Source organism: Undibacterium cyanobacteriorum, from assembly GCF_031326225.1.
In the GTDB taxonomy this organism is placed as follows: domain Bacteria; phylum Pseudomonadota; class Gammaproteobacteria; order Burkholderiales; family Burkholderiaceae_D; genus Undibacterium; species Undibacterium cyanobacteriorum.
Genome location: NZ_CP133720.1, coordinates 1975958 through 1996795, shown reverse-complemented (window position 1 = coordinate 1996795; position 20838 = coordinate 1975958). Strand labels below are relative to the sequence as shown.

The following is a 20838-nucleotide window of genomic DNA, read 5'->3' as shown; positions in this document are numbered from 1 at the left end:
GTTTTAAATTCCTTAGGCTTCTTAGATTTCAACCTGTGCACCAACCTCAATCACGCGATTACTTGGAATTTGATAGTAATCCGCCGCATCACGGGCATTGCGTGACATCGTCACAAACAAACCTTCGCGCCATGTTGCCATGCCACTACCAGGGCTTGAAATAATAGTCTGGCGCGAAATGAAATAGGATGTCTCGAGCGGCTCAAACTCCAAGCCAAATGGTCGACATAATTCCAATGCATTTGGAATGTCAGGTTCATTCTTGAAGCCGTAGAAGACATCGATTTGGAAACAATTGTTTTTCAAATCAGTGACCTTAATCCGTTCAGAGAATGGCACCCATGGGATTTCACGGTTATGCAAGGTGATAAAGATCACGCGCTCGTGCAGAACCTTATTATGAGACAGATTATGCAGCAAGGCGTGCGGCACACCATCCGCCTCGCCGCGCAAGAAGACGGCAGTTCCCGCCACACGCACAGGAGGTGAAACAAATAGGGATTCCAAAAATTCTTCCAAGGGGATGGCATGCTTCTTCAAATTATCGAAGACCAAGGAGCGACCACGCTTCCAAGTCAACATGACGGTGCAGATACCAATACCCAAGGCAATCGGGAACCAACCACCGCTGAAGAATTTCATCGCATTCGAAGAGAACAAAGAAACGTCAATGAACAAGAAGAAACTTGTCGATGCAATACACAAAGCCAGATTGTATTTCCAACCGTATCGAATCACGAAGAAGGTCAAAATCGAGGTCACCAACATCGTGCCCGTATTGGCGATCCCATAAGCCGACGCCAAGTTACCTGCCGAGCCAAAGCCCAAAACCGCACCAACGACGGCCGCCAATTGCAACCAATTGACAACAGGAATATAGATTTGCCCGATCTCTTTCGACGAGGTGTGCACGATCTTCATGCGCGGCAAGAAGCCCAAAGAGATCGCTTGCTTAGTCATTGAGAAGGCACCAGAAATTGTCGCTTGCGAAGCAATTACCGCCGCCATGGTCGACAACACGACCAAAGGATAAATACTCCAATCGCCCAATTGATTGAAGAACGGGTTTTCAACCGCTTCAGGCTCAACCATCAACAATGCGCCTTGCCCCAAGTAATTCAAACCTAAAGCAGGAAACACGATCATAAACCACGCCGTGCGAATCGGCTTAGGTCCAAAGTGCCCCATATCTGCGTATAGCGCTTCCGAGCCAGTGAAGGCCAAGACCACCGCGCCCAAGGCGATAAATGCAGCGAAGCGGTGCTCAGTCAAGAAACCAATCGCATACAATGGATTGAAGGCTTCCAAAACTGCCGGCATACGCAAAATGTTATACATCCCCATCGCAGCCAGCACGGCAAACCACAGCACCATAACCGGACCAAACAACTTACCGATGGTCGCCGTGCCATGTGACTGCACAGCATATAAGCAAACCAAAATAATCAGCGTGATTGGCACCACAAAAGGTTTCAGCGCTGGCGTGGCAACCTTAATCCCTTCAATCGCTGATAGCACCGTCATGGCGGGAGTCACCACACCATCGCCATAAAAGAGTGATGCGCCGATAATGCCAAGTATCACCAAAGGAAAATAAAGCCGATTACTCTTGCCAACTGACTCAAGCGTCAAGGCGGTCAAGGCCATGATCCCCCCCTCGCCTCGATTACTCGCTCGCAGAACAAGCGTCACGTATTTCAAGGAGACGATAAAGATCAAGCCCCAAAGAATGAGGGACACGATCCCAAGAATGTTGCCTTGATTTAAAACGAGACCATGCTTGGCATCGAAGACTTCTTGCATGGTGTACAGGGGACTAGTGCCGATATCGCCGTACACGATACCAATCGCCGCTAGTGTGAGTGCAGATAAACTGCTTTTTGAATGTTCGTGGGCCAATTGCAATCCTTGTTATTATTGGTGCATTGCACAATAGTTCAAGCGCGACCTAAATTCAAGCAAGTTACTTCAAAAAACGACAAAATTTCCCGTTTTTTTACATGCTTCCTTTAGCCACATTGTAGACCTGTAAAACGAAAAATGCCCGCTTAACTTGCATTAAGCGGGCACCAATTCTTTTGGCGGAGACGGTGAGATTCGAACTCACGATCCAGGTTACCCCAGATGCTTCCTTAGCAGGGAAGTGCCTTCGGCCACTCGGCCACGTCTCCACACTCTTACGCCGTGAAAATCACGTCATAAGCGAGACCGTGATCATAGCGGGTAGTTCACATTTGGTCAACCACCCTTCACGATTTTCTTTTAGGCGGATTCCAAGCCAAATGCTTTATGCAGCGCACGCACCGCCAATTCCATATATTTTTCGTCGATTAAAACTGAGATTTTGATTTCAGAAGTTGAGATCATTTGAATGTTGATACCCTCTTCCGACAAAGTACGGAACATTTGGGAGGCGATACCCACGTGGCTACGCATACCAACACCGACCACAGAAACTTTCGATACCTTCGCATCACCGATGATATTGCCGGCGCCAATATGCGCTTTCACACTTGCATTCAACACTTCCATCGCTTTGTTGTAATCCGCGCGAGGAACGGTGAATGTAAAGTCGGTCTTACCTTCCACGGACTGATTTTGAATAATCATGTCGACTTCGATATTCGCATCGGCCACTGGCCCCAAAATTTGGTAAGCAATACCTGGTTTGTCTGGCACACCAAACACAGTCAGTTTTGCTTCATCACGATTAAATGCGATGCCAGTAATTGTGGCTTGTTCCATATTTGTATCTTCCTCAAACGAAATCAGAGTGCCGGAGACAATTTCTTCGGCCAAAGGCATTAATGGGTCTGTCAACGAAGACAAAACGCGTGTTGGCATGCGATAGTTGCCCGCAAATTCAACTGAGCGAATTTGCAAAACTTTCGAGCCTAGAGACGCCATCTCAAGCATCTCTTCGAAGGTAATCGTATTCAAACGACGAGCATCAGACACAACGCGTGGATCGGTCGTGTACACGCCGTCAACGTCGGTATAAATCAAACATTCTTGTGCCTTCATCGCAGCCGCAATCGCCACGGCAGACGTATCCGAACCACCACGTCCCAAAGTCGTAATATTGCCGAGATCATCCACGCCTTGGAAGCCGGTGATGATGACGATTTTCCCTGCAGCCAAATCGGCTTTGACTTTGGCGTCGTCAATCGAAGAAATACGTGCTTTGGTGTATGCAGAATCGGTCTTAATTGGCACTTGCCAACCAGCATAAGAAACCGCCTTCTTACCCAAAGATTGCAAAGCCATCGACAGTAAGCCGACGGAAACTTGCTCGCCCGTGGAGGCAATCATATCCAGTTCGCGTGGATCTGGTTCAGCCATAATTTCTTTAGCCAAGCCAATAATTCGATTGGTTTCGCCCGACATTGCGGACGGTACAACGACGATTTGATAACCTGCGTCATGCCATTTGGCGACGCGCTTCGCGACATTCTTGATACGCTCCGTGGAGCCCATCGAAGTCCCGCCATATTTGTGGACGATCAAAGCCATAGAATTTATAGAGAGTGACAAAAAACGATATAAACAAAAAATGAACCCATGACTCTACATGCTGCTCTGCAAAATAACAAGAACTTCGCGTCCAAATTTTGTATGCTTTTTCCTGATAGTGCTATAAGTCTTCGTGATCCGTTAGAAAAGCGAAGTGTGTTTAGCATCATTTCTGTAAGTTCAATTGAACGTCCACAGCTTTCCCGGCGACAAATAAGACTGCAAGAAAAGCCAAGACAGTAGGCAATTTTATTAACTAATTCAATTACTTAGCAAAATCAATTAGCATCAATCGCGCCGCCACTTTATTGACCCGTGCATTTCAGAAATCATTTCCACAAAGACATCAAAGTGAAAATCACAAATGATAAAAAAACATAAGCAAATGCTTTTTCTATCGAAGCTGAAAAACAAGCAAAAATATGGACATTTGCAATCGCAGCAAATTTTATTCAAACGCCATTTGCGAATAGTCGGTTGCACGCTCACCCTCTGAGAAGTCGACAAACACGCATTGACCTTAACAAGGCGCGCATCAGATACCCTGAAAAAGCAAATGGGGCCGCAGCCCCATTTACCTTCTTCTCTCATGCATCTCAATCAGCCAGTGACTCTTACTCTCTTAAGCGAGAAATAGTTTTTTCCATCCCTCTAAGCCTAATGAACGCAAGGTCGCCATGTTTTTTTCGTAGATTTCTTCAGCCTCTGGAAAAGCTTCGACGGCCTTATCGATACTCTCTTCGCGCAGCAAATGCAGCGTCGGGAAAGGTGAGCGGTTCGTGAAATTCTCGATATCATCAAGCTCAGTATCTTCGAATTGATATGCTGGATGGAAGCTCGCCACTTGCAAAATCCCGTCAAGATCACGGTCTTCAAGCGTCGCATCGGCGACTTCGAGGAAATCATTGAAATCTAAAAAATCATTCAGTACGTTTGGATGAATCAAAAGCGTCGTGTCGATCTTTTCTGGATTGGCCTCAGCCAATACTTCGAGTTCGTCAATTAAATCCTTCAGCAATTCTTCCGTGGTCGTCGCATGGCTCACGAAATAACGAATTTGATCTTTGATGTGTACGCCCTTCGCAAATGGGCACAGATTCAAGCCAATGACCGCCTTTTCCAACCATTGTTTGGTGCTTTGAACGACTGCAGATTCATCTATTGTTTGGTGTGACATTTGTTTTCCTTTTTACTCTTCAGGGTGAGACGCAGGCAATCAAAACTTCAAGGTTTTGACACCTTCAGCCGTTCCCAACAAGCAGACATTGGCGCCTTGCTGCGCGAACAAACCAACCGTCACAACGCCGACAATATTGTTGATCTGGCGTTCGAGATCCTTGGGATCATCAATTTGCAAACCTTGCACATCGACAATGACATTACCATTATCGGTAATCAAAGCTTGACCATCCTTCATGCGCAATTTCGCTTCACCCGCAATCGCATTCAAGGCACGAATCACAGATTCACGCGCCATCGGAATGACTTCAACCGGCAGAGGGAAACGACCTAATTTATCGACCAATTTAGAACCATCTGCAATGCAGACAAATTGTTGCGAAACGGAGGCCACAATCTTCTCACGCGTCAATGCGGCGCCACCGCCTTTGATCATCGCACCAGACGCTGTAATCTCATCAGCACCGTCGATATAGACTGGCATCGAAGTCACTTCATTCAAATCAAGCACAGTGATGCCATGCCCACGCAAGCGCGCAGCAGTCGCCTCTGAAGATGCTACCGCAGCCTTGATCTTGTGCTTCATTTTCGCCAGTTCATCAATAAAGAAATTGGCAGTAGACCCTGTACCGACACCAACAATTTCACCTTCAACAACATAGGCAATTGCTGCTTGTGCCACTGCCAATTTCAATTCGTCTTGCGTCATTTTTAGCTCACTTGTATCGAAAAATAATTCTTCAAAACCGCTATTGTAAGGCATGCCGTTGGCTTCAGAACGCTTGCAGGGCGACTGCAGCGCTAATACTGCACTGTTACCGAGCGGTTACACAGGCATCTCCAAACTATTTCGAGCCGCGTCAAACCTATACTCGCAAAGGCTCTTCATCGAGCAAGGCAATCTGTTCCCGCATTTCAAGAATTTTCTCTTGCCAGTAACGAGGTGTGGCGAACCATGGAAAAGCTTGCTTAAAGGCGGGATCATCCCAACGCTGCGCCAACCATGCACTGTAATGCAACATTCGTAGGCAACGTAATGGTTCGATCAAGCCTAATTGGCGCGTATCAAACTCGAAGAAATCCTCATATCCTTCGAGAATATCGCACAACTGTGTCTGCATTTCACTACGAGATCCTGACAGCAGCATCCACAAATCCTGCACTGCGGGCCCATTACGACTATCATCAAAATCAAGAAAATGAGGCCCTTGTTGCGCGCCTTCCGATAACCACAACACGTTGCCGAGATGGCAGTCCCCATGCAAACGTAGTTGTTGAAATTCTGGCGAGGCGGCGAAACACTGCTTCACTTTGTCTAACATTTGCGATGCTGCGGCTTCATATGCCTCGCGCAAAGAGCCTTCTATCCAAGGCCCTTGCAATAGAGTTCTGAACGACTGATCACCAAGCTCTTCCACGCTCAGACTTGGACGATGCGCAAATAAGTGCTGCGCTCCAATGGCATGAATGCGCCCGAGATATCGCCCCAACCAAATCAAGGTCTCACGATCAGATAATTCCGGCGCCCTCCCACCTTGTCTAGGGAATAAAGCGAATCGATGCTGATCAAAAAAGAACAGACTCTCTCCGTCAGAATTGGTCATCGGAGCGATCACAGGAATTTCGCTTTCCTGCAAACTCATTAAGAAAGCGTGCTCCTCTCGAATTTGCGCATCACTCCATCGACGTGGGCGATAAAATTTAGCAATGATGGGAGCGCGATCTTCAATACCCAATTGATAAACGCGATTTTCATAGCTATTCAGTGCAAGCAAGCGGCCATCGACCGCAAAGCCCTGGCTGTAGGCAGCGTCGAGCACAAGATCCGGACTGAGACCCGCAAAATCGCCGGCCACGGCGCTCGAAGCCTCAATGTGGCCGGACTCAGATTTGTTTTGTTTTTCTTCGTTCATAAGCCCAATTGTACGTGGAAATTCACCACGAAAGGACTAACAAGCGCTACACTCTCGCCTATCTCTTAGATCTCTCAAAATAGTGGCCTAAGCGTCACCAGATTTTTTGACCATCCCATTACTTAGATTTATTTCAATATCATGCACCTCGACGAACCTCTTAGCGACAAAGAATTTAATGAGCTCGATAAATTTTTGATGTCAGATAGCGTTGGCGATGATGGCATGACGATGGACGCCTTACACGGTTATTTGACCGCCATCGCCTTAGGTCCAGAAATGATCCCAATGGCCGAATGGTTGCCCACCGTGTGGGGACTTCCCGATCAAGGCGAGCCAAAGTTTAAGAATGCCAAAGAGATGCAACGCATCACTAATCTCATTGCGCGCTTTATGAACGAGATTCAAATCACCTTCGAAGTCGCACCCCAAGAGTACGAGCCCTTGTTTTGTGTGATGGAGCAGAATGGCAAAGAATTGATCGACGGTGAAACTTGGGCTTGGGGTTTCTGGGAAGGCATGCAACTGCGCGAGGAAGCTTGGCAAGCGGCATGGGAATCCACTATCGGCCCACTACTCAAGCCGATTTATTTGCTCGGGGCTGAAGAAATCGAAGAAGAAGAACTCAAGCTAGTCGACACGCCAGAAAAGTGCCACGCATTAGCTCTGCAAGTCGAAGCCGCGATTCCAGAAATTCGTCGCTTCTGGGCTCCTTTGCGCAAATCAGGCGTTACTACCGTCAAACGCGACGCGCCCAAAGTCGGACGCAACGATCCCTGCCCTTGTGGTAGCGGTAAGAAATACAAGCAGTGCTGTGGCGCTGAACCGACCATTCACTAAGTTTTCGCATTTCAAACGAGCAGAATGACTTGAACAAATGAGCTACGCGCCTGGCGTTATCTCATGTTTTTCGAGTCTTTCTTCTATCGCCATTTAAAGATTTCCTGCTAAGCTGGACTCTCTTTCGCCTCGCTGCTGGTCGAACTTGAACAACTGACGCCATAACAACGGTGCGGCGACAAATCGCAGGCGACAATCGATTTAACTCTTTGTGGAGAACACCATGTCATTGCAAGAACAATTCGCACAAGCACAAGCCGACTCAAAAAATTTGCCAGAGCGTCCAGACAATATGACGCTGCTCAAAATTTACGCCCTGTTCAAACAAGGCAGTGCTGGCGATGCGAGCGGCGATCGCCCAGGCATGACAGACTTCGTTGCACGCGCTAAATTCGACGCATGGGCAGAACTCAAAGGTACTTCCCAAGACGATGCGATGCAACAGTACATTAATTTGATCGAAGATCTCAAAAGCGCATAATCATTTATGCCTCAGCATTTGGGTTAAGAAATTGGCATAAAACTGCTTGTAGCCAGCATCGATATGAAGGCTTCGCGATCACGCTAACTTTCTAACTGAAGTCTACAAGAGCGCCCTAGGCTACAAGCTTAGCGCGCTCTTTCTCAATGACGCAGAGTTCAGCAAATCTAAAGGCATCCGCCCCGAAACCGCGGCGATCAAGTTATCTGCGGCGCGATGCGCCATGGCCAAACGGGTTTTACGTGAGGCGCTTGCAATATGCGGCGTCAACACGACATTTTCCAACTCTAGAAAGTCAGGATGAAAGCGCGGTTCATTCTCGAACACATCGAGCCCGGCAGCAGCGATTTTCTTTTCCTTGAGCGCTGCTATCAACGCGACATCATCGACAATGCCGCCGCGTGCCACATTCACTAAGCATGCACTTGGCTTCATCATCGCCAATTCACCTGCACCTACGAGATGATGGGCTTCCGGCGAATACGGCACGACAATCACGAGATGATCGGCTTGCGCAAACAAATCTTGCTTACTGACGTACTCGGCATTATTGGAAGCATCTTCAATTTCAGGGCCTAAGCGACTACGATTGTGATAAATGACTTTCATACCAAAGCCGATCGAACGACGCGCGACCGCTTGGCCGATTCGCCCCATCCCTAGAATACCAAGGGTGCTGCCATGGAGGTCCGCGCCGAGAAAGCAATCGATACTCCACTTTTCCCACTTACCCGCTCGTAACCAGTGTTCCGACTCAGTCACACGTCGCGCTGCCGCCATCAACAAGGCCCAAGCGAAGTCAGCCGTGGTCTCGTTCAGCACATCTGGCGCATTGGTCGCCAATACGCCGGCCTCGGAACAAGCCGCAAGATCAAAATTATCGTAACCAACCGCCAAGGTAGAAACGATGCGCAACTCCGGACACGCATTTAGCAGCTCTGAATTCACTTTAGCGCTCGAAGTACATAACATGCCGAACTTGCCTTGCAGACGCTGAACCAACTCTTGACTCGGAAATATGCGATCCTCTTGATTTGTCTCAAGCACAAAATAGTCTGACAATTTTTCCAAGATTTCAGGGAATATTGCCCTTGCCACCAAGAGATTAGGCTTTGATTGTGCATTCAACATTTACTGCTCCACTCAACGAAAAACTTTCAATTTAGGCTCTTTTAACGCGATTTAAGGCACATTGTCACGCAAATGCAAGGTACTAAGCTAGTCCCACAGAGCACCGCAAAACTATCAAGACTTGACCTCACCGACCAATTTCACCTTCACGCCTGACATTTGCTTATGCGTATTTTATCTAAGTCATAATTGTGAGATGTTGCAATTTGCCTTAAAATACAAGGCTTTGCAGCTCTGACGAAATACTCGCTGAGCCCACTTATTCTGATTTTTCCTAAATAGGCCAGTTATGACCCATGTTGTGACCGAATCATGCATCCGTTGTCGTTATACCGACTGCGTCGATGTTTGCCCAGTTGACTGCTTCCGCGCAGGTCCTAATTTCTTGGTAATCGACCCGGACGAATGTATCGATTGCGCTGTGTGCGTTGCAGAATGCCCAGTCAATGCAATTTACGCAGAAGAAGACGTTCCAGCCAACCAACAGCAATTCATCAAGATCAATGCTGATTTGATCCGCAGCTGGCCATCGATCACCAAAACAGTCGCACCACTGCCAGATGCGGACGATTGGAAAGACGTCAAAGACAAATTGCAATACCTCGAACGCTGATCCTCAATAAGCTTTATTAGCATTAATAAGCGTTCAATAAACCGTGAAGCATCTCTGCTGATTCAATTCTCAAACCCGAGCTGAGGTGCAAGCACGAAAAGGCTTTATCACTACTTCGATAAGCCCACCGCGCGCATCAACGCGTACACCGATTTTAAGCACTATTGGATTTACTCTCGTCGTATGGACAACAAACAAACCACCTCCGTTATCGAAGCCGATGCAGTGATCGTCGGCGCAGGCCCAGTTGGCCTGTTCCAAGTATTCGAACTTGGCCTTCTTGAAATCAAAGCGCACGTGATCGACTCTCTGCCAGTGGTTGGTGGTCAATGCGTCGAGCTTTATCCTGACAAGCCGATTTATGATATTCCAGCAGTACCTGTTTGCACGGGTCAGGAACTCACTGACAACTTGCTCAAACAAATCGAACCGTTCGAACCAACTTTCCACTTGAATCAAGAAGTGACAGTCGTTCAACGTCGTCCTGATGGTCGTTTCGATCTCGAAACCTCCTTGGGTACCAAGTTCATCACTAAAACCATTTTCATCGCCGCTGGCGTTGGCTCTTTCCAACCACGTACGTTAAAAGTGGAAGGTATCGAAGAGTTCGAAGGTAAGCAAGTTTTCTACCGCGTGAAAGACCCAAGCCGTTTCGAAGGCCGCAATTTGGTCATTTGCGGTGGCGGCGATTCCGCACTCGACTGGGCCTTGAATTTGGCAGGCAAAGCTGAATCAGTAATTCTGCTCCACCGTCGTGAAGACTTCCGTGCTGCTCCAGCGTCCGTCGCTAAGATGAAAGAAATGTGCGACAACTACGAGATGCAATTGATCATAGGTCAAGTTACCGGCATCGAAACAAAAGATGACAAGCTCGCTGAAATCAAAGTCACCGGAGCGGACGGCGTGACACGCCGCTTGCCTTTGGATGACTTGTTGGTGTTCTTCGGTTTGTCTCCAAAGCTCGGACCAATCGCCGAATGGGGCTTGGAAATCGAACGCAAACAGTTGAAAGTGATGGATACTGAAAAGTTCGAAACCAATGTTCCTGGCATTTTCGCAGTCGGTGATATCAATACATACCCAGGTAAGAAAAAATTGATTTTGTCCGGCTTCCATGAAGCTGCTTTGGCTGCGTTCGGCGCTGCTCCATACATTTTCCCTGAAAAGAAAATCCATATGCAGTACACCACCACCTCACCAAAATTACACAAAATTTTGGGTGTGGAAACGCCAGTGTTCGACTAATTGCAGCAATCAAAAAGTTAGCGAGCGATACGCGAACAAACAAAAAGCGCAGTCTTCAAACTGCGCTTTTTGCTTTTTGCAACCTTCGAGAAGCCTTAATAAATCTCCGACTCACCCTCTTCGTTTTGACGATAACGCATGGCGATATCGCGGAACTCTTCAGTGATACGCAAGAACACATCCAAGATATCCGGATCAAAGTGCGTGCCCTTCCCTTTGCGCATGATATCGATCGCCTCCTCGTGACTAAACGCTGGCTTGTAAACGCGTTTCGAAATCAAAGCATCATACACGTCGGCAACCGCCATTAAACGCGCAGAGATGGGAATCGCATCGCCAGAAAGGTTTTCAGGATAACCTGAGCCATCCCATTTTTCTTGATGCGAATAGGTAATCTCACGTGCAAAACGCAGGAATTCATTACTCTCACCAAGATAACGTTCCACCGTCAAGATCGTCTCACGTCCATAATTGGTGTGCTGCTTCATCACTTCAAATTCTTCGACGTCGAGCTTACCTGGCTTGAGCAGGATATTGTCGGGAATACCGACTTTACCGATATCATGCAATGGCGCTGATTTGTACAGGAGCTCAATATTTTCGTCAGTAAGCTCATGCGAAAACCGAGGGTGATCTTTCAACTGACGAGCCAATGCGGCAACGTAGTTTTGCGTTCGTCGAATATGATTACCCGTCTCGTTATCTCTGGTCTCAGCGAGCGACGCCATGGCCATAATGATCGCATCCTGCATCTTTGCAAGCTTACGCGTACGGTCTTGCACCAAGGTTTCAAGATGCTTGTTTTGGTCCTGCAATAAATTCCGTGCGCGCACCAAATGAAGTTGTGTTGCTACGCGTGCTAATACAATCGGCGGGCTAACAGGTTTGCTGATGTAATCAACCGCACCTAACTTCAATCCCATTTCTTCGTCCGATACCTGGCTTTTCGCAGTCAAGAAGATGACAGGAATTTCGGCTGTAAGTGGATTTTCTTTCAGACGTTTACAGGTTTCGTAGCCATCCATTTCCGGCATCATCACATCGAGCAAGATAAGATCGGGACTCGGCTGAGTCGAGGCAATATGCAAAGCTTTCACGCCATTTGTGGCGATCTTGATCTTATAAATATCCTTAAGAAGAGCAGAAAGAAGAGTGATATTGTCGGGGGTGTCATCCACTATCAGAATTACTTGTTTCGAATCGAGTTCATTACTCACATTCATAATCCACCTTTAGTCTAAACATGAGGCTTAAGCGACGTCAGTCCAAGCAGGGCCAACAAGATCTACCTAAGTTCGAGTCCAGCCAACTCAGCGTTCCCCTTCATTATTGAGAGAATCACGTCAAAGTCATATTGACTGGCCGCACGCATAATCTGCTTTTGCACTTCTGTCCCAAACGCTATACAAAGCTCATCGTGGGAATCATTGAGTGCTTCGAGCGCCTCCCCGTCATAATTCTCAACCAACCTGTAGCAGTAGCGTAACTTCTCGAGCACGTCTTCACTTGATATGGAGGCTCCGTCGAGGCTTCTACCGCCAAGCTCACTTGTTGCATTTTCGCGTACTAGACAATTCTCAATGTTTCCTATGGTTAATGCAAGCTGAGTTTCACAGGCAGACAAAATTGGTGTCATCATTTCCACATTTTGACCACTTTGAATCAATAATTCGATTCGTGCGGCTTGAGTGTGAACCTCGGCCCCAATCAGTCCGGCAACACCTTTTAAGGTATGCGCAACGCGCTCAGCCAGCCCATTCTCTCCACGTTGGAGTGCCTCACGAATAATCGCTAAGGCATCTCGCTGATCCTGCACAAATAAACGCAACAACTTGAAATACAATTGCTTGTCACCCATCGTACGTGCCAAGCCTTGGCGCGTATCGACTCCTTCTATTCTCAACATCTCTTCGTCTTCTTCTACTTGTTCTTGAACCTCAGTCACACCAAGATGACTGACTTTTTGCTGACACCATTCAGCGACAGCGTTATATAACTCGATCGGATTAATCGGCTTAGCGATGTGAGCATTCATACCCGATGTAAAGCACCGCTCGCGTTCAATCAACAAAGCATGCGCGGTCATGGCGATAATTGGCAGCGATTGAAAGCGTCCGTCCGCACGAATTAACCTTGTGGCCTCGTGCCCATCCATTTCAGGCATCTGCACATCCATAAAAACGATGTCGTAAAACGAGGGATCCTTCATAAACAACTTATCAACCGCGATTCGACCGTTTGAAGCCACATCTACTACAATATCGGCCGCCTCAAGCAACTCAACCGCAATCTGCTGATTGATCACGTTATCTTCGACCAACAAAGCACGTAGACCAACGCACTTGAGTTGAGTATGTGCCTGTTTAGTGACACTCGCATGAGTATGGTAAGAGAAGAGATTGACCAAGCAATCGAAAACGTTGGATGTATTGAAAGGCTTATCAAGATAGGCATCAGAAACGGTAGCCTCTTCACGATAATTCAAACTCTCGCGCGCCGTTGCCCCCACTAATGCGATTTTTGGTAAGAAACGCAAACCCGCATTCCTAATACATGCGATCAATTCGACACCATCCATGACGGGCATGTGCAAATCCACAAACACCGCGTCATACCGACGTTCAGAGTCGGTCGCTAAAATCATACTTAATGCTTGGTCGCCGGAATGCACCATATCACAAGCGATACCATACAAGCGTAATTTCTCCGCCAACAGTCGGGCCGCAAGTGGATGATCATCGACAATCAGGACGCGTAGATTTTCAAATAGCTCGCGATTAAACTTGGCCTGCTCGACTTCAGTGAAATCAAAAGGAATTTCAAACGTAACGGTAGTACCGAGACCTTCTTGACTGACTAAACTAATTTGCCCGCCCATTAGATCGACCATACCCTTACAAATTGACAGGCCAAGACCAGTTCCACCAAATTTACGCGTCGTCGATTCGTCACCTTGACTAAAGGGCATAAACAGTTTTGCTGCCTGCGCTTCACTCATACCAACCCCGGTATCTCGCACTTCAAAGCGTAAGGTCTTAGTACCAGCCGTAGTACTCAGAACGCGGCAGTGCAAACAAACTTCGCCTTGTGTAGTGAACTTGATTGAATTATTCACGAGGTTGATTAAGACCTGTCCCAAGCGAAGTGGATCCCCCTTAAGTCGACGTGGAACATCGGCGGCTATATCGAACAAATACTCAAGGCCCTTCTCCTCTGCTTTCTCACTCGTGACCACCGCGACGCTGTTGAAGACTTCATCAAGGTCAAAATCAACCACTTCTATATCGAGCTTACCCGCTTCGATTTTAGAGAAGTCCAAAATGTCATTGATGATTCCCATTAATGACATACCGGCTTTATGAATCTTTTCTACGTAATCTTTTTGCTTAACAGTCAGCTCGGTTTTCAAGGCCAGATGAGCCATACCAATAATCGCATTCATTGGTGTGCGAATCTCATGACTCATGTTAGCCAAGAATAGGGACTTCGCCTCAGTCGTTTCCTCCGCGTGGCGTCGCGCCAATTCGGAAACTTTAAGCTCATTTTGCATTTGCAAAGTTTGCAAACGCATTTGCTCATCCATACTCTCTTTGAGCTGTGTTTCGAGTAATTTTCTTTGGGTAAGATCCGAAACGAAACTCAAGGTGGCAGGATGACCTTCCCACTGAATCAGAACCGATGAAATTTCAACCCAAATCAACTCACCCGTATAGCGCCGATTCAAACGAATTTGATAATACTGTTCCACCACTTCGCCGCGTAGTCGTCGTGCATGCCGCTCTGCTACGAGGGCGACGTCTTCAGGATGAATCGAGGATGTGAATACCATTCCGATCAATTCAGATTGATCGTAACCAGTCAAAGATTCGATGAGTCGGTTGGCGAATGCAATCTTGCCATCTTGAACAACAATAATTCCTTCAGTGACGTTATCAATCAGCAAGCGATAGTTATACTCAGACTTATGCAGATCGTCTTCTAATTGACGCCGCGCCGAAATATCCATGACCACCCATACAGTGCCATACGATAAGTCATTCTTATTCACCGCACGACCCGAAAACTGCACCCAAAATAAGCTACCATCGCTGCGCCGCATTTTCAGTTCAGAGACGTAGGCTTCACCTTTCAAGACAGCCTGACTAACCGCCGCGCCACTTTCCAAATAAGCTTCACGCGACTCATAAAAAGGCTCAAGCGAGGCACCAAGCACATTCTCGCGCTCAACCCCAAAAATCTGACAAAGAGGTGTGTTCACCCATTGCACTCGACCTTTGCTATTCAAAAAGATCATGCCAACAATCGAGTTTTCCAAAATGGTTTCCCGCTCTGTCAGCATTCTTTGCAATTCATCATCAAGCGTTTTTCTCTCGATGACCATGCGCTCGGTGAGCTTTCGGTCTTGCTCTGCCTCTCTGTACTCGTAGCGAATTTTCAGCGTTTCGAGTTGTACGCGACTTGCGCGTTCTTGTGCCCGCAAGAAAAGCTTTTGGTGACGTTTTTGCTCGATATAGGCTTGTTGCCAATGTCCGAGATCCGCGTAAATTTCAGATAACTCATTAATTGCCTTGAGCGGCAAGTGTATGTATCCACTGTCGCCAATCTGATCAATAGCTTTTCTGAGATCGACAATGGCTTGGTCAATCTCACCAACTCGTCGACGAATATACCCACTCACCCACCACACATAAGGTTTGAGGTGTGGATCTTCAATCATGTCGATCGATGCCAAGGCACTTTCGTTAAACTGCCGCGCCTGCTCAACACAACCGCGCACAGTCAATGTATAGGCGGCGACAGCAAAATAAAATGAGCGATACGTGTTTGTATGTGAATTTCCACCATTTTTCTCTTCGACGTACTGCGCAATTGCCTCGTAGGCTTCCTCAAATTTACCGAGCGAAATTTTGCATAAGGCCAGCATGGTTGAGCTAAATGGAGTCAACCATTTTTCAGCTGAAGCGGGTGCTAAATCGCGAGCCTCTTGCAACAGCTCTTCTGCAGCCTCGGCGTTTCCAGTAACGTAAAGCACCTCGCCGAGGTTGGCGGTAATCTGAGCAATACGGCTGATGGAATTAATTTTGCGAGATTCATCAAGTGCACGAAAAAAGAAACGAATAGATTTTTCAGTTTCGTCACATTCTTGCAGCAAGATTGCATAAATGTTCAATGCCAATATCAAGAGGCGCGGCTGCATGGTACCGCAGCGTGGAATCAGTTCATTCTCACAGAAAGCTCGCGCCTTCAAGACTTCGCCTTTTTTACGCCACACAATGACCAGGCCGCTCTTAGCAAAGAACGCGCCGTGCTGATCAAGATTATTGGTAAAAAAGTGATTGAGCGCCTCGAAACGTCGCGATGCTTGGTCTAACTTATTTTCGAAATAATCGGCAAAGGCATCAACCAAATCAGCATACGCTTGTAGCGTTTTGTCTCGTCTTGCTGAACCCAATTCACGCATTGCATTTGCAATTTCCAAACCGCGTTCGACCGAATCACGCAGTGCATCCAACCCATCAAGCGCACGCTCAACGATTTCTTCTTTTGACGAGAACGGATTTTCCAGCATAGTGAAATTCGATGAGACCCAAGTTGATAGCACAAAGCCAATTGAATTTATCAGCACAAAACCGATTAATTCTAACGCGAACAAACAAAAAAAAGCAGTAAAACTACCAATCCAGAGACCAAAATTGAACTGCAAAGAAACAAAACAGATGAAATCACGACACTTTCTTAATTTCCAGAAGGAATCAAATGCTGATCTCGTAACAACGTGATAAATTTAAATTTAGGTTCTTGGACATTCGATTGACACTTGTAATCAAATCTTCTTGAAAGTGAGTAAGTATGGATCTCTATGCATCTAGCGAAGAACTGTTTCGTTTAGAAAGCATGTATCCAAACCTGCGCGACTTCGAAAAACTCGGAGCACTCGTCACAATTACTTGGTATATCAGGCAGCGAGACTGTCAACGTGCTCTTTTTCAACTCGACGAAATCGAACAATTATTACTTCAGCACTCCGAGCAAACCCACAGAAGAGTCAATCACGAGCAAGAGATCAAGACGCGACTTAACCTCATTCGCGCGGAAATTCATTCACTGTTAGGCGACTTGTCCTACGCTGAAATACTGCTCAAACAAAGCAAATACGAATTGTCACTGCAGAATGACTTAGTCGGCTTGGGTGATGCAGCCATCGTCGAGGCCACCATGGCCATCAGTCTTGGCGATAACCATCGTGAAGAAGAATCCTGCAAACTTGCTTTAGATTTTTATCAGCGTTGTGGCGACAAGGAGCGCGCCGAATTTGCGGAAGCTTGGCTGATCTATGCGCATGCGTTCTTGGAACCAGAAGACGCTAGGATTCGTATAGAACGATTCCAACGCACCGCTGAGTTCGCCCGTAAACCTGCGATTGCAGCGCATATCTTTGCAGCAGAAGGCGTCATTTTGGGGCGGCGCGATCCGAGCCAAGGCGCGCGCCTTTATCTAAAAGCAGCCAACTCAGCCAAACAAGCCGGATTAATACGTCTCGCGATAATATCCGCCGGCAATGCATGCGAAGTCTTTCAAAACATCAGTGACCTTGAAAGTGCCACTCAAGCGATCGAATTCGCACTTTCCATGGCTAAACAAGCAGGCTGGCCCTCGCTGATGGGTTTTTGCTATGCTCATCTGGGCAGAACTCAACGTCAGCTCGGCAGAATTTCACAGAGTCGCCAAACCTTACAAGAGGCGCTCAATTTTTTTCCAAACAACTACAGTGGGATTAATAAAGCGATCGCCTTAAGAGAACTAGGCGAGACCCATCTCATCGAACATTCGACAGCAGAGGCATTGAAAGCGTTTGAAGCATCGATCAAGCTCTTCCGTGCGGCGGAATCGATGGATGATTTACCACACACACTCATTAGATACGCCCGAGTCTTATCGGTTGCCAATCAAACTGAAGCGGCATTACAGGCGATCGCCGAAGCCCAAACAATTTGTGAGCGTTTCAATTTCGCTGCCATCACCGTTTCACTGCACCAAGTCCTCGCTGAAATTTACAGTAAGCATGCACTTCCACCTCCGGTGGATATGAAACAACCCAATGCGGTCATTCATTTTCTCGAAAAAGCACTCAACGCAGGACATGCCATCGACGGCTGGCAAGCTCCGCCGGAATTGTTCACAATGCTTAGTGACGCATGGGCTGAAGCGGCAGATTTACAAAAAGCACTCGACTATTCGAAGCAAGCTCTAGTTGCGGAACGTCACGAAAATGACGTTCGCCTCGCCTATAAAACTGCCAACATCAACGACCATCATCAAACAGAAAAAGCACAAGCGGAAGCGCAATATCATCATCTAATTGCAATCGCAGAATCCAATCGTGCTCGCGCCCTACAAGATACCAAAGACACCTTAGTCAAACTGAGTAAGATAGGTCAGGAAATTACGGCAAAGCTAGAAAGCACTGATGCATTTATAGCGATTCACAATCACCTTCAAAGCCTACTCGATGCTGGGAGTTTCTGCACCTATCTACTTAACCCAGAGAAGGACAAATTAGTTCTTGTCTACGGCGTAAGAGACCAAACTCACATCTCGCCACATCAAATTCCCTTAGACCATCCAGACTGCCTCATCGTGCGTAGTACGAAAGAACGAAAAGAGTTCAATAGCGCAAGCGCACCGCACGGAATGGATGGAGAGCTAAAAGAAGAACTCTATGATCGTAGCCAACTCATTGCGCCCTTAATTGCAGGTGACCGCTTACTTGGTGCAATGGTGATAGGGTCTGCAGAAGAAAATGCGTACTCTGATCGCGAGCAATTAATTTTCACAACTATTAGCGCGTACGCAGCGATCGCACTGGACAACGCGGGTGTCTATCAAGAATTACAGGCTACACAACGCGAATTATTACAAGCCATTCGCAAACTTGAAATTGCGAGACAGAAAGAACAATCCGATCGAGAAAAAGCAGAAGAAGCGACCAAATTGAAATCAGAGTTTTTGGCCAACATGAGTCATGAAATTCGGACACCAATGAATGCCGTCATTGGCATGGCTTACCTTGCCTTGATGACTGATCTAAACCCAAAGCAAAAAGATTACATCAAAAAAATTCAAGTTGCCGCGAGCTCGCTTCTTGGGATCATCAATGACATTCTCGATTTTTCGAAAATTGAAGCCGGCAAACTCGAGGTTGAAATCACACCATTCGCCTTAGAGGAAGTAATCTCTCAACTATCCAATATTACTTCTCACAAGGCTGCAGATAAAGGACTTCAACTCCATGTGGATATCGCGCAAGACCTCCCTACGCATTTCATTGGAGACCCGCTTAGAATTGGTCAGGTGTTGATGAATCTGGTCAACAACGCAATCAAATTCACATCTGTAGGCGAAATATCGGTTGAGTGCAAAGCGATTCCCCATGCAGCAGCGATCAATGAGAAAAGACTCGAATTTTCAGTTCGCGACACGGGGATTGGCATGACCGAAGAGCAGAAACAGCGTTTATTCAAACCGTTCACACAAGGTGACGGTTCCACTACCAGAAATTACGGTGGTACTGGCCTCGGTCTATCGATTTGCAAGCAGTTGATAGAACTTATGGGAGGCGAAATTGCCGTCAGTTCGGAATATGGCAAAGGTTCCTGCTTTAAATTTGAAATCAGTTTGCCGGTTTTCCAGAATTCAATGGATGCGATCGATTCGCATCTTAACAATGAGACTCAACGCAATCGCGCCGACGCTGCACAGGCATTACTATCGTCAGCATCTTTCAATTCATCTATGACAAGCAACAACTCAGACAATCTCAAACCAGCACATATCCTTCTCGCCGAAGACAATGAATTTAATCAAGAAATCGCCGTTGAACTTCTCAATCAATGTGGCTTCAAGGTGACCGTGGCTCAGCATGGTCAAGAAGCAATTGATATCCTTGCTCGACATGACATGCATCACTTTGACCTGATTCTCATGGATCTGGAAATGCCTGTCTTGGATGGCCACAACGCGACCATTCAAATTCGTTCAATGCCCGACTTCGATCACTTACCAATCATTGCACTAACCGCGCATGCAATGAAAGGTACCAAAGATCGATGTGTTGAAGAAGGGATGCAAGATTATCTCACCAAGCCCTTCGATCCCGACGCACTCTTCAAAACGATTCAACATTGGCTGCAAGCGTCAATTAATGAGACTAGTTTTGCATCGATGGAATTAAACAAACACACTACACCATCAAGCGAACTTCGGTTGCATTCATTCGATGTCAAGCGCGGCTTAAGCTCAGTCGCAAACAACCAAAGTTTGTATCTTAAATTACTTGAAAAATTTGGGAGCACTCATCACGACCTCCTTCTTAACGATCGCTATCTCTCAATTGAAAATATCGGTACCACAGAGTTCAAGCGCGAAGTCCATACTTTGAAAGGTCAGGCCGCAACACTAGGGGCGAATCAGTTGGCGCAATCCTGTGTCACGCTAGAATCCATCTTGGAGGAAAAGCTAACAGACTTTCGTGGATTACAGGAAGCCGCTGCATTATGCCAGCAATTACGAGCGCAACTGAGCGGCCTACTTGAAGAACTCGATCAGTATTTCGCAATCAATCCGCTCGCGACAAAAGCCGAATCTTTCCAAACGGAGCACATCCCTTTCGAGAGCTTAATCGAACAACTCCGAGTATTTTTGGAAACCGCGAACGTGGAGGCCGTCGATTTCTTTCAAAGTCACCTGCAACAATTCGAAAATAAACTTAACAAAGCACGTTTTACGCAGTTACATCACGCGCTCGATCATTACGATTTTGATCGTGCCCTCGGTTTATTACACGAGGTTCTATAGTTGCTTTGCGAATTCATAATGAAGCAACATAACTTTTAAGCAATTCACTTCACAAATCCATCACTTTG

13 protein-coding genes and 1 tRNA gene are annotated in these 20838 nt (G+C 46.9%); 5 read left to right on the top strand and 9 right to left on the bottom strand.

The window, feature by feature from the left end; all coding sequences use genetic code 11:
• Positions 1-21: 21 nt before the first annotated feature.
• The 6 genes from RF679_RS08270 to RF679_RS08245 all read right to left on the bottom strand — a co-directional run bounded on the left by RF679_RS08270 (position 22) and on the right by RF679_RS08245 (position 6605).
• Positions 22-1899 carry a potassium transporter Kup gene (locus RF679_RS08270; RefSeq protein ID WP_309483736.1) on the bottom strand — a complete coding sequence of 626 codons (1878 nt, stop codon included), beginning with the start codon at positions 1897-1899 and terminating at the stop codon, positions 22-24.
• Between the two features lie 180 nt (positions 1900-2079).
• Positions 2080-2171 (bottom strand) — tRNA-Ser (locus tag RF679_RS08265).
• Positions 2172-2262: 91 nt separating this feature from the next.
• Positions 2263-3513: an aspartate kinase gene (locus RF679_RS08260; RefSeq protein ID WP_309483735.1), complete on the bottom strand. Its 1251-nt coding sequence runs from the start codon at positions 3511-3513 to the stop codon at positions 2263-2265.
• Between the two features lie 622 nt (positions 3514-4135).
• Entirely contained in the window at positions 4136-4690 is a 555-nt protein-coding gene (locus RF679_RS08255; protein WP_309483734.1) for a DUF1415 domain-containing protein, read from the bottom strand.
• Between the two features lie 39 nt (positions 4691-4729).
• Positions 4730-5401, bottom strand: a complete 672-nt coding sequence (rpiA, locus tag RF679_RS08250) for a ribose-5-phosphate isomerase RpiA (RefSeq protein ID WP_309483990.1) — start codon at positions 5399-5401, stop codon at positions 4730-4732.
• Positions 5402-5558: 157 nt separating this feature from the next.
• The gene (locus tag RF679_RS08245; RefSeq protein WP_309483733.1) at positions 5559-6605 is read right to left on the bottom strand and encodes a serine/threonine protein kinase; all 1047 of its coding nucleotides are present in this window, start codon (positions 6603-6605) and stop codon (positions 5559-5561) included.
• A gap of 141 nt (positions 6606-6746) precedes the next feature.
• On the opposite strand from RF679_RS08245, the gene RF679_RS08240 reads away from it, so the two are divergent.
• Both RF679_RS08240 and RF679_RS08235 read left to right on the top strand, forming a co-directional pair.
• Positions 6747-7445 carry a UPF0149 family protein gene (locus RF679_RS08240; RefSeq protein ID WP_309483732.1) on the top strand — a complete coding sequence of 233 codons (699 nt, stop codon included), beginning with the start codon at positions 6747-6749 and terminating at the stop codon, positions 7443-7445.
• A 223-nt stretch (positions 7446-7668) separates the two neighbouring features.
• A complete protein-coding gene (locus tag RF679_RS08235; protein ID WP_309483731.1) occupies positions 7669-7926 on the top strand; it encodes an acyl-CoA-binding protein in 258 nt (85 codons plus the stop codon).
• A 120-nt stretch (positions 7927-8046) separates the two neighbouring features.
• Here RF679_RS08235 and RF679_RS08230 read toward each other — a convergent pair whose 3' ends face one another.
• Entirely contained in the window at positions 8047-9057 is a 1011-nt protein-coding gene (locus RF679_RS08230; protein ID WP_309483730.1) for a 2-hydroxyacid dehydrogenase, read from the bottom strand.
• A gap of 289 nt (positions 9058-9346) precedes the next feature.
• Between RF679_RS08230 and fdxA the strand changes: the two genes are divergently transcribed.
• A complete protein-coding gene (gene fdxA, locus RF679_RS08225; protein ID WP_309483729.1) occupies positions 9347-9670 on the top strand; it encodes a ferredoxin FdxA in 324 nt (107 codons plus the stop codon).
• Between the two features lie 183 nt (positions 9671-9853).
• Positions 9854-10915, top strand: a complete 1062-nt coding sequence (locus RF679_RS08220) for an NAD(P)/FAD-dependent oxidoreductase (protein ID WP_309483728.1) — start codon at positions 9854-9856, stop codon at positions 10913-10915.
• A gap of 95 nt (positions 10916-11010) precedes the next feature.
• Here RF679_RS08220 and RF679_RS08215 read toward each other — a convergent pair whose 3' ends face one another.
• Together RF679_RS08215 and RF679_RS08210 are read right to left on the bottom strand one after the other, a co-directional pair.
• Entirely contained in the window at positions 11011-12138 is a 1128-nt protein-coding gene (locus RF679_RS08215; protein WP_309483727.1) for a response regulator, read from the bottom strand.
• A gap of 62 nt (positions 12139-12200) precedes the next feature.
• The gene (locus RF679_RS08210) at positions 12201-16484 is read right to left on the bottom strand and encodes a response regulator (protein ID WP_309483726.1); all 4284 of its coding nucleotides are present in this window, start codon (positions 16482-16484) and stop codon (positions 12201-12203) included.
• A gap of 281 nt (positions 16485-16765) precedes the next feature.
• On the opposite strand from RF679_RS08210, the gene RF679_RS08205 reads away from it, so the two are divergent.
• A complete protein-coding gene (locus RF679_RS08205; RefSeq protein ID WP_309483725.1) occupies positions 16766-20770 on the top strand; it encodes an ATP-binding protein in 4005 nt (1334 codons plus the stop codon).
• Positions 20771-20838 lie beyond the last annotated feature (68 nt).

Excerpts from the sequence above, each read along its gene's own strand:
- RF679_RS08210 (WP_309483726.1), bottom strand. The coding sequence starts at position 16,484 with ATGCTGGAAAATCCGTTCTCGTCAAAAGAAGAAATCGTTGAGCGTGCG.
- RF679_RS08235 (WP_309483731.1), top strand. The coding sequence starts at position 7,669 with ATGTCATTGCAAGAACAATTCGCACAAGCACAAGCCGACTCAAAAAAT.
- RF679_RS08205 (WP_309483725.1), top strand. The coding sequence starts at position 16,766 with ATGGATCTCTATGCATCTAGCGAAGAACTGTTTCGTTTAGAAAGCATG.
- RF679_RS08245 (WP_309483733.1), bottom strand. The coding sequence starts at position 6,605 with ATGAACGAAGAAAAACAAAACAAATCTGAGTCCGGCCACATTGAGGCT.
- RF679_RS08255 (WP_309483734.1), bottom strand. The coding sequence starts at position 4,690 with ATGTCACACCAAACAATAGATGAATCTGCAGTCGTTCAAAGCACCAAA.
- RF679_RS08220 (WP_309483728.1), top strand. The coding sequence starts at position 9,854 with ATGGACAACAAACAAACCACCTCCGTTATCGAAGCCGATGCAGTGATC.
- fdxA (WP_309483729.1), top strand. The coding sequence starts at position 9,347 with ATGACCCATGTTGTGACCGAATCATGCATCCGTTGTCGTTATACCGAC.
- RF679_RS08260 (WP_309483735.1), bottom strand. The coding sequence starts at position 3,513 with ATGGCTTTGATCGTCCACAAATATGGCGGGACTTCGATGGGCTCCACG.
- RF679_RS08240 (WP_309483732.1), top strand. The coding sequence starts at position 6,747 with ATGCACCTCGACGAACCTCTTAGCGACAAAGAATTTAATGAGCTCGAT.
- rpiA (WP_309483990.1), bottom strand. The coding sequence starts at position 5,401 with ATGACGCAAGACGAATTGAAATTGGCAGTGGCACAAGCAGCAATTGCC.
- RF679_RS08230 (WP_309483730.1), bottom strand. The coding sequence starts at position 9,057 with ATGTTGAATGCACAATCAAAGCCTAATCTCTTGGTGGCAAGGGCAATA.
- RF679_RS08215 (WP_309483727.1), bottom strand. The coding sequence starts at position 12,138 with ATGAATGTGAGTAATGAACTCGATTCGAAACAAGTAATTCTGATAGTG.